Source organism: Fodinibius sp. (assembly GCF_041642155.1).
GTDB lineage: Bacteria > Bacteroidota > Rhodothermia > Balneolales > Balneolaceae > Fodinibius.
In genome coordinates this window covers 1-10146 of the sequence record NZ_JBEPWZ010000097.1, presented here as the reverse complement: position 1 = coordinate 10146, position 10146 = coordinate 1, and the positions used below count along the sequence as shown (strand labels likewise).

Genomic DNA, 10146 nt, shown 5'->3' with positions numbered 1-10146 from the left:
CATACGGTTACAAGGCATAATGAAACGACGTTTACGGTCCAAAGCGTGGAAGAGACGTTGCGCAAAACGAATATCGGAGATCTTCGGGAAGAGGACCTGTTGAATCTCGAACGTTCACTGCGTCCCAATCAGCTGCTGGATGGTCATCTTGTTCAGGGCCATGTAGATGCTGCAGGAACGATACGGCAAATTAAAAAAGAGGGATCGGATTGGTTGCTGACCGTCTGCTATCCTGCAGAACATGCATCGCTGGTAGTTGGGCGAGGCAGCATTGCCCTGGACGGCATCAGCCTGACGGTAGCCCGGGAGCGTGAGAATACATTTACTGTTGCTATTATTCCTTATACTTATGAACATACCAACCTGAAAACCAGGAATCCGGGAGATACGGTCAACCTGGAGTTTGATGTGTTGGGCAAATATGTTATCAAATACATGGAGAATCGCGGAGGATAGGGGGACTTTACCACCTGTAAATCGCCCGCCACCCGCTATCTGAAACCGCGCGGCGCCCGTCGGCCTGTGGGAGTGGAACTCCGTTCGAGATTATTGAGGATCGGCAGTTTCTGGATGATCCCCTGCAGCTGTCCCGCATCGATCCGGAGCGAAAAGAAATAGTACTGGGACTCTCCGAAGGGATTCATGGTGAAAGAGAGGTTCCAGCAGTGCATGCTCCTGTTCAGCGAAAATTGCGAAGGGGTGAGCTCCTTGCGTACAAAATCATATCCGATCTGGGTACGGAAGTCCCATCGAGGGGTAAGCTTCAGATTGATATTATTGGCATTGATGGTTGCCGAGGTCCGGTTGCTACCCGTGGGATTCAGATTCCAGCGATAGCTGAAGTTCACCGAGAAAGAAAAGGGGGAGTTGAACTCCTGCACCGGCTGGGTGTTAAAGTGCGGGTCTACCGGGTGGAACATCCGCTGATTGAGCGGATCGTAGTTTGCCGGAAAATGGGGATCCCGGTTACTGGTTTGGAGTCCCCCGCTGCGTCCCCAGTCAAAGGAGTAGCTGGTACTGGCAGAGAAGCGGGTCATTTCTAACGGATTCCCGGAGTTGGTCAGCAGAAACCGGTCAATCTTATTTCCCGATTCATTCCGCTCATAAAAATTAAAATTGGCGCTGGCCCGTATGCTCATTCCATCTATAACGCGGGCGGAAAAAGAGGTGTTAAGGTCGGCCAGTTTCAGACTGTCGGCCGCGAAGTTGTAGCTTGAACTCATGTTCAGCTGGTCAATCAGCCGGACCACGTTCTCCTGCTTTTCGCCTGTAGAATCGCGTTTTACCTGCTTCGCCTCAAAGGTATTATTAATACTGAAGCCCAGCGACCGCTGTTCGCCCCGTCCGGGCCCGCTGTATACCTCATTCTCAAAGATAGAATAGCGCTGCTCGGGAACGGTTCCATCTTCGCGCTGGGGACCTGTTTGTACGGTGCGATAAAAACCCCAGAAATCGCTGCTGAAATCGGGGCGGTAGCTAAGGGAGAGTGATGGGCGCATTGTATGCCGGAAACTTTGAAGGTTACCGATATTGGCATTCATAAGCCCATAGACAGTCGTGGAGAAGCTCAGTCCGGTTGAAAAGTCTCGGGCTGTGGTAAAGCCCTGTGCCCGGCGTTCTTCTACTCTATTGGAATCGGGATTGAATGATTTCCGGGTGCTGCTGGGAAACCAGTACTCATTGTAATTGGCATTGGCACTCAGATTGAGAAACCGGCTGTTGAGGATTTGTCCCAGGCTGATATCCGCCTGCTGCCGGAAACCATACTGGAAGTGTTCATCATCACCGGTTGCTTCTTCGTATTTACGGGGGTCAAGAAGTACTTCGAACCAGTTGTACCGGGCGGAATCTTGCTGAGTGGGAGAGTAGTTGAACTCGGAGTCAAACGTATTCTGGTAGCTTACCGAGATATTTTCGTACCAACGTTCATTTTCAGAGGTCGTCTGATCATCCTCAAAAGGTGAAAACCTCTTTAAGCTGAAATTCATATCGGGACCCGAAAGCCGGGTGACGTTGGTCTTGAAATTTTGATTCTGGCGGATGGATATGTCGAAATTATAGGTGCCGTCGGGATGCCGGTATCGATAGTTCACATTAGAACTGGTACTCGTTTCTGCACGGTCGGACGGATCGTAGGAGTTCTGCTGAAAATAATCGGCGGTACGCAGGTTGATATTGCTATTAAAACTGGCATAGGGAGAAAAATCCTGCTGGTGTGAGATAGCCAGTCGTTTTTGGACGGTCGTCTGGTAGCTGGGATCCGTAGGCTCCAGGCCCGAATTGTCATTCGAATAGCCGATCTGTATACTTCCGCTGAATTTGTCCCGCAACCGGTAGTTGGTCTGCGCATCCACAAAATAGGAGCCCGACGTAAAGATATCCATCGAGGCCTGTGCGGTAATATAATCGTTGAAGTACTGGAACCATCCCAGGTTCTGGAGGCCGAGCCCGCGCGTCTGCTTGTTCTGGAAGGCATAGGTCGGTTCCAGCAATCCCGATTGTCTGCGGTCAAATTTGCCCGGCAGGTACCCGAATGGGAAGACGAGCGGATAGGGAATATCCAGGATAAAAAGGCGGGCCCGTTCAAAAAATATTTTTTCTTCATCCACGACTTTCATCCGATCCGCCTGAATGTAATAATGGGGATGATCGAGCATACAGGTGGAATAAATGGCATCTTCGAGAAATACCACATGCGGACCGGTCTTTTTAACACGGGTGCCCGTAACTCTACCATCCTGTATATTGACCCGGGCAACTTCAAAACGTCCCTTTTCCGTTTCATAATTAAAATCGATGCGGTTGCTTCGTACCTCGTCATTTTCCCGTATAAGAACGGGTTGCGAAAGGGTATCCTCGGGCGTTTGTGTATCAGCGCTTACAATATTTTGATCGAGATTGAGGGAGACTTTACCGGCTTTAAGCTGACCCGCCGAATGGGAAACCGAAGCCGAGCCATAGAGCGTAGCCGTGCGGCTGGTATCGAATACGAAGACCAGTGAATCGCTCGACTGAAAATTGATTTGTCCCTCTTGCTCGGGAACAGGGGCCACCCCCTGTTGTCCGCCGCCTCCCCGCTCTCCCGGCGGACCCTGTTGCCCGGCACCACCGGTCATATCCCCGCCCAGGGTATCGGCTCTTTCCATTTCCATATCCTGGGCCTGCAAGAGGTTGGCCATACCCACAAGGAGTAATAAAAGGACCCAGCCACGGGCGGATATTCGGTCTTTTACATATGTCCGGTAACTATTCATGCAGTAATATGGCTGGAAACGGAAGTTTTGCTGCTGAGTATCAGGCGTTAAGATAGTATAACTTGACTAAATCTTCTGTAGTATAAGGGAGATGTGCCTGGAAATGAAGGGTGAAAAAGGTAGTGGTAGTTATTCGTATATTCAACAAGACAGATCGGAATGACAACTGCTGCCAAGCATGCGGACTAATCCACTTCCCTGATTTTATAAACGGTTTCCCCCTCTTTTTTCATCCCGTATTCTTCACGGGCGATACGTTCGAGCAAACTGGGATCCGTTTCCAGATTTTCAATCTTTTCTTTTAAAATGAGCGTCTCCTGCTGAAGCTCTTTCTTTTTCGTTTGCAGGTGATCCATTCGCTGGTTAAGCTGAAAACGGGTCCATAGGCTGTAGGTGTCGAAAAACGCAAACCAGATAAACACCACGCCTCCGAGGATCAGAGCCAGGAAGGACTTGCGCCAGCGCAGGGGATTCAGGTATTTGATCTTCATCGGGGATATAAGGCTAAAATTTAACAGGAGTCCGCTTCCGGCACAAGATACTACAAAACATAGCTGAAACGCAATTTTCTAATAGATCGCACCGATTAGCCCGGATGAAAACGGTTACCGCCGCCCCTTCGTGAACGCATTCTCGAAGTGTTTGATGTCGGGCGACCCGTCCGGGGGATGCAGAATGGATATGACGTCAAAACGGACCGGCGCTCCATCCATTTTTCGTTCATAGATCCAGGCTTCGGCCGCCTTGTACACTTTTTCCATCTTCTCCCGGTCCGCATACTCCTCGGGCTCTCCGTACCGGTTGCTGGAACGCTGTTTGACTTCCACAAAAACAATATAGGCCTCGTTGTCGTAGGCTACAATATCCACTTCCGCATGCCTGAAGTGATAGTTGCGTTCCAGGATCGTATATCCCTTGGATTCAAGGTAGGCGGCGGCCAGCTCCTCGCCTTCATGGCCCAATTCTCTGGTGGATTTATCGCTGTCACTCATTGTGATCCCTCCCTTGATTCGGTTGCGGATGAGGAAGAATCGGTGCCGGTCATGCTGTGTTTCATCTCGGCCAGTTTTACCAGGTGTTTCAGGAATTTGAGATTTCGCTTGTTGATATACGGCAGGAGCGCTTCGGTAAACCGTTCGAACATCTCCAGAAATTCTGTAAAGCTCTCAATGCGCTCGCGGAAGGCCGCTTCCTCCCCGGAAAGTTGTTCCTTGTCCTCGAAAAGCTGAAGACACTCATTCAGGTTTTCCAGGATGGGGGCCACCTCGCGCTGCTGTCGCTCCCGGATGATTGTGGCGACCATATTCCAGACCTCCTTTTCGGCCGTATAATAGTCTTTGCGGCTCCCCTTGAAATGCACTTTGTGAATGAGCTGCCACTGCAAAAGGTTCCGCAGGTTCATATTGGCATTGCCGCGGCTGATGTCCAGCTGCTCCATGATAGCGTCCGTATCCAGCGGATCGGCTTCGGCATAGAGCAGGGCGTGAATCTGGGCCATGGTCTTGTTGATGCCCCAGGCCGATGCCATTTCCCCCCAGAGCAGTACGAATTGCTCTAACGCTTCTTTATGGGTTTGTGAACGTTTGTCGGGCACCATAGGTGAACTGAATGCAGTTGTTGAGGCCCTTGCAAAACCGGCTTTTTGACCAATGTTGGCGTTATCGACTGGTTGAAACCTTCACATATGGGCTATATGCTACGGTTCCAACCTTTCTTTGGCTGGACGTTGAACAAAATCCCCGGTTTTTCCAAGCTTCTTGTTAGATGTCCGCGGTGGTATCGGCCTTATTAGAGGACTTGCTGTTATTTTTACTTTCGCTGTTTTCATCGCTGGTTGCGGGTGACGAAGCCTCGCCATTGGACTTTTTGGCGGCTTCAGCCCGCTTCTCCTTGCGATCGCTGTCCTTGTAATCGGTGACATACCAGCCGTCTCCTTTGTAGACTACGCCGCCCCCGCCGGAAATGATGCGTTTTACTTTTTGGCCGGTTTCGGGACAGGTTTCCAGGGCGTCATCATTTATGCTTTGTTTTACTTCAAATGTGGAACCGTCTTCTCGTTTGTATTCGTATGTAGGCATAGCGATTAATAGTAGCTATTAAATAAAATAGTTAATCCTTAATGGTATTGGTATTCCAGGTTCTATGAACAGGGAAAGACTAAAGATGCGGCTTTCCCTGTTTCTTCCTGCTGTTTGGGGACAGTTGCATGTCCCCTGACAGGATATGTTCTGATTTCGTATCTCAAATGCACCTACTCGTCATACAGCATAAAACGTGCCAAACGTTTTACAGCCGGCCATTTTTTCAGGACAGCTTGCGCAATCCATTTTCCAGGCGGCTCATCGCTTCCTTGAGTTCATCCAACCCGGAAGCATAACTGAGCCGGATGCCATTGGGTTCGCCGAAGGCATCACCCGGTACGGCTGCCAGCCCCTGTTCCTCGATCAGGTACAGGCATAAATCAGTGCTGGTGTCAATCACATCGCCGCTTTCCGTCGTGGTGCCCAGGTAATGCGAAATATCCGGGAACACATAGAAAGCACCCGAAGGCTTAAAGCATTGGAGTCCCTCTATCGCCGACAGCCTCTCGAATATAAAATCTCGACGCTCTTTAAACGATTCGCGCATGGTTTCTATCGCATCCAGGCTTCCGCGGTAGGCTGCTTCGCCGGCTTTCTGCGAAATGCAGGAAGGGGCCGATGTTTCCTGGCTTTGTATCTTGGCCACCGCATTCACAAAGTGCTGCGGACCCGCCAGGTATCCCAGCCGCCATCCCGTCATGGCAAAACCTTTGGAAAATCCGTTGATATAGAGCGTACGCTCCTTGAGATCGGGAGCTGCATTCAGAATGCCCACATGATCGCCTTCAAACACAATATACTCGTAAATTTCGTCCGATATGATAGTGACATCCGGGTATTTGCGCAGCACTTCGGCCAGAGATTCCAGTTCTTCAGCTGTATAACAGGCGCCTGTGGGATTCGAGGGCGAGCAGAGAATGAGGGCCTTGGTTTGGTCCGTGATTGCATCCTCGAGCTGACGCGGGGTCATCCGGTAATTGTTTTCGAATGACGTGCGTATGGTCACGGGCGTACCGTCGGCCAGCTTCACCATCTCGGGATAGGAAACCCAGTAGGGGGCCGGGATGATCACCTCGTCTCCTTCATCAATCAGCGCCAGCATGCTGAATCCCAGGGCCTGCTTGCCCCCGTTGGTACAGATTATCTGCGAGGGGTCGTAGGAAAGCCCGTTATCGCGCTGCAGCTTGATCGAAATACTTTCGCGCAGCTCCGGGGTGCCGGTATTCATGGTATAGCCATGGAAACCATCTTTGATAGCCTGGATGGCGGCATCACAAATATGCTCCGGCGTCTTGAAATCCGGCTCGCCGGCACTCAGGGAGATAATGGACTTTCCCTGTCGTTTCAGTTCCTTGGCTCTGGCAGAAATTGCAAGTGTTGCAGAAGGTGCAACGGATTGGGCGCGCTTGGAAATCATAAAGTCTTGTTAATCAGTTTTGTATTGGTTTTTATAAAGGAAGGAAAATAGAAAAAAACGGGCTCTTATTCTAAAAGGACTTTGTAACCTTTTTTGAACAATCATTCCTGCAGGTGTTTACGGAAGGCACATCTTCTTTATCCTTGTCCTGCCGGGAATAATTTGAGCGGGTCCAGCAGTTCGGCAGGTCCCTAAGCGTCACTCCTCCGACTGCCGCTGCTCTTCGAATTTGGCCGTCAGGGCTTCGGCCACATGCGTGGGGACGAAAGAGGATAGGTCGCCGCCCCAGTAGCCGACTTCCTTGACCAGTGAGGCGGAGATAAAGGTGAGCTGTTCGTTGGGCATTAAAAAGACGGTATCCACCTCGGGAGCCAGCCGGCGGTTGGTCAGGGCCATGCGGAATTCATATTCAAAATCTGATATTTGCCGTACGCCTCGAATTAGCGTTTGGGCGTTCTTTTCTTTGGCAAAGTCGACCAGCAGACCGGTAAATTGCTGAATTTCCACCCGCGAGGCCCACTCTTTGCCGGTCAGGCATTCCCGGATCAGGGCCTCGCGCTCATCGCCGGAAAACACCGTATCCTTGTTGTTATTGACGGCGATCGTGACGACAATTTTGCTGAAGAGTTCGGTGGCTCGCTCCAGGATATCGAGGTGACCGTAGGTGATGGGATCAAAAGAGCCGGGATAAAGAGCTAAGGTTTTCATAGTTGATCAATGGTTAGAATTGAACTCCCTCTTCGGGCAGGAAAATACTGATGTGTGTGCGTCCGTATTCTTTTTTGTAGGCACAGTGGGCATGATTGCTGAAATCGTGCCGCTTGTCGTGCTCCAGGATCAGCCACCCGTTGTCCGCAAGCCAGCCATCCGATATAATAGTTTCGATCATCTCCTCCATCAGGGGGTAGTCATACGGCGGGTCGGCAAAAATGATGTCATAAGGCAGGGGCATGCCTTCCAAAAAGTCCCCTACCTGCGAGGCAGCCGTTCGTATCTGGCCGGATAGCTCAAACTCTTCCGCCACTTTTTCGATGTGCCGGATATTGCGGCGGTCATTGTCCACGAAAAGGACGCTATCGCAGCCGCGGGAGAGAGCTTCGAACCCCAGATTCCCGGACCCTCCGAACAGATCGAGCACTCGGGCCCCGCGAATATATTTCCGGGCATCCAGAATTGAAAAAAGTCCCTCTTTCGTCCGGTCGGTCGTGGGTCGCACGTCAAGGGTCTTCGGGATGTGAATTTTCCTTCCTTTGAGTATGCCGGTAATTATGCGCATATATTATTTATATAATATATATATATAGTGAATGTATGAAGGTTTTGAAAAACCATTGAATTTGTCATTCTGAGCCTGTCGAAGAACTTCAAATAACGATTGTGGTTTCAGAGGGAAATCTTTCAACTACGGTCAGGATGACAGTCGGGCTTTGTAAAGCCTCCTATATAAATAAAAACAGGAATCGGTTCAAGCTACTGGCTGGATTTTTCTGAAAGGTACAAAAAATAACAGGGAAGGACCTATTCCGGCGGTCGATTGACCACTAACAACAGGGCTTGTCAGTGGTAATCCAGGGCGAGCATCATAGCGGGAAAGGCCTTTTCAAGATTGAATCCGTAGGTTGTCTCCCCGGCGTCAATCTGTATTGTGTTGAGCGAATCCATCTTGGTAACCTCTCCGCTGTCGTCCCAGAAGGGTTCCAGGATGTCAATAACACGAAAAGCCTCCATGCCGTAGACGTAAATCTTTTCGTGCAGCCCGCGCATCCAGGCAAGCTCACGGGTGTACTGCAGCCAGAAATAGGGCAGATCCTGTATGTCGTCGAAGGAGATATAGGTGGCTCCGCGCAGCTTGCCCAGTATAAAAGAGGTGATGCTGATGCAATCCCTAAAGCAACCGATGGTCATAAAGGATCCCCCGGGGTCGGCATGCTGTATCCAGCGGCTGCCGATTTCGAAATCACTGATAAGATCGGTGGTAGCGGTATCCGAGGCCAGCTGGTGCAGATTCTTTTGATAGGCTTTGTCCCGCAGCAGCAGGAACTTGTACTTTTGGTTACTCAGGTTATACCAGGTAGCTTCAATTTGGCTGCGATCTGTTCCACTCATAAGGATGCTGATATGACGCTCCCGCTCGTCGGCATTGTCATAGATAATCTTGGGCACGGTAGTCCAGCACTCCCGGGTGGGAAAAGAATGGATCCGAAGGTGACGGATATTAAACTCCTCGTTGAGCTGGGCAACGGTTTGTTTAATACCCCGGAAATGTTGCTCAGATTCGTCCAGCAGCATTTCCGTGGTATCGATAGTGAAGTCGAACGACCCTATTCGGGCAAGGCTGCGGGAAGCATCCGGCTGGCTGACCGCATAGAAAAGTTGATTATCAAAAAAGCAAAGCCCTAAACTGGGATGTTGATGCTCCATTTTCCATTAGTTCCAACTGGCTTCGTTGAGTTCTGTGGTATTTTCGAGTGATCCTATCTTATCTTCACTGTCGGGATCTTTGAGCAGATAAATCTGTGGACGCAGCGTATCGTTGAGGGTGTATTCAAATTTGGAATGAGGGGGACGCGGGGAATAAATCAGTGAATCGACATTGAATTCTTCTGCAGGATCATCCGGCGCGAGGATAGAGTCGGCCTGTATGGACATCAGCGAATCGGTTTTCAGGTACTGAACCAACGTATCGAGTCCTCCATCTGACGGGGGAAAACTGTCAACTCGACGTCTGTATAGATTCAGGGCTTCACGGACTGTCGTCATACGCTCCCGAACTCGTTCAGTCATTTGTTCACGTTCAATGACTTCCTGGTAAGGATCTACAATTGAACGATAAAGATAATATCCTAATGCAATAATAATAATTGCCAGTACAATACTTATGAGTCGATTACGCTGTTCAACATTCATGTGGCGATGGATATATAATTATAGTGTTTAGCGAAATTATGACTTTGAAAATACATGCCGACATATTGATATGCAACTGTAACTAAAAAAAGCTGACGGCGAAGCACAAGTTAAACCTTGCCTGTTCCTCGTTAAATTGGTCACCTGGGCGACAGGAGGTATATTTTTTCCATAAAATAGGAGGATAAACCTCGCTGGTGAAACTGTTTAACCTTTTCGAATTTCGATTGTTCCTGCAGGAGCTTCAGCTTAAAAAAGTTCCCCAAAAGGTTCTTTATTTCCCGTTCAGGCACAGAAAAAGGCGGTCCGTTCATTTCATCCTGTTTGTATTCGAAACTTTGCAGTAGTATTTGAGTATGGCTGTCACGCAGTTCAAGTAGCTTCCTGGCATACTTTTTTCTTATTGCGGCAGGTAAGGCAACCAGGGAGGCTTTGTCGTATACAGCGTCTGCAGGATGAATGGGAGCGTGTGGTAATTGTTGAAAAT

At 49.7% G+C, this 10146-nt stretch carries 11 protein-coding genes and 1 pseudogene; 1 reads left to right on the top strand and 11 read right to left on the bottom strand.

Annotation, left to right across the window (positions count from 1 at the left end; all coding sequences use genetic code 11):
- Positions 1-456, top strand: a 456-nt coding sequence (locus ACESLU_RS07605; RefSeq protein ID WP_372637390.1) for a riboflavin synthase, incomplete at its 5' end; no start/stop codon positions are given.
- A gap of 35 nt (positions 457-491) precedes the next feature.
- On the opposite strand, the gene ACESLU_RS07600 is transcribed toward ACESLU_RS07605, so the two are convergent.
- The 11 genes and pseudogenes from ACESLU_RS07600 to ACESLU_RS07550 form a co-directional block, all read right to left on the bottom strand.
- Entirely contained in the window at positions 492-3179 is a 2688-nt protein-coding gene (locus tag ACESLU_RS07600; protein ID WP_372637387.1) for a putative LPS assembly protein LptD, read from the bottom strand.
- Between the two features lie 260 nt (positions 3180-3439).
- A complete protein-coding gene (locus tag ACESLU_RS07595) occupies positions 3440-3745 on the bottom strand; it encodes a septum formation initiator family protein (RefSeq protein WP_372637385.1) in 306 nt (101 codons plus the stop codon).
- Between the two features lie 114 nt (positions 3746-3859).
- Positions 3860-4246 (bottom strand): YraN family protein, encoded by a 387-nt coding sequence (locus tag ACESLU_RS07590; protein ID WP_372637382.1) that lies wholly within the window; start codon positions 4244-4246, stop codon positions 3860-3862.
- A complete protein-coding gene (locus tag ACESLU_RS07585) occupies positions 4243-4851 on the bottom strand; it encodes a GbsR/MarR family transcriptional regulator (RefSeq protein ID WP_372637380.1) in 609 nt (202 codons plus the stop codon). Before ACESLU_RS07585 ends, ACESLU_RS07590 begins: the two co-directional genes overlap by 4 nt.
- 163 nt (positions 4852-5014) lie before the next feature.
- Positions 5015-5332 carry an FmdB family zinc ribbon protein gene (locus tag ACESLU_RS07580; RefSeq protein WP_372637378.1) on the bottom strand — a complete coding sequence of 106 codons (318 nt, stop codon included), beginning with the start codon at positions 5330-5332 and terminating at the stop codon, positions 5015-5017.
- A gap of 226 nt (positions 5333-5558) precedes the next feature.
- On the bottom strand, positions 5559-6752 hold the full coding sequence (locus ACESLU_RS07575) for a pyridoxal phosphate-dependent aminotransferase (protein WP_372637375.1): 1194 nt from the start codon (positions 6750-6752) through the stop codon (positions 5559-5561).
- A gap of 198 nt (positions 6753-6950) precedes the next feature.
- Positions 6951-7460, bottom strand: coding sequence for a pantetheine-phosphate adenylyltransferase (coaD, locus tag ACESLU_RS07570; protein ID WP_372637372.1), 510 nt, complete (start codon positions 7458-7460; stop codon positions 6951-6953).
- A 13-nt stretch (positions 7461-7473) separates the two neighbouring features.
- Entirely contained in the window at positions 7474-8028 is a 555-nt protein-coding gene (rsmD, locus tag ACESLU_RS07565) for a 16S rRNA (guanine(966)-N(2))-methyltransferase RsmD (protein ID WP_372637368.1), read from the bottom strand.
- Between the two features lie 281 nt (positions 8029-8309).
- A complete protein-coding gene (locus tag ACESLU_RS07560; protein WP_372637365.1) occupies positions 8310-9173 on the bottom strand; it encodes a hypothetical protein in 864 nt (287 codons plus the stop codon).
- A 6-nt stretch (positions 9174-9179) separates the two neighbouring features.
- A complete protein-coding gene (locus tag ACESLU_RS07555) occupies positions 9180-9659 on the bottom strand; it encodes a hypothetical protein (protein ID WP_372637362.1) in 480 nt (159 codons plus the stop codon).
- A gap of 140 nt (positions 9660-9799) precedes the next feature.
- Positions 9800-10146 (bottom strand): annotated as a pseudogene (locus ACESLU_RS07550) (thiopurine S-methyltransferase); the annotation flags it as partial.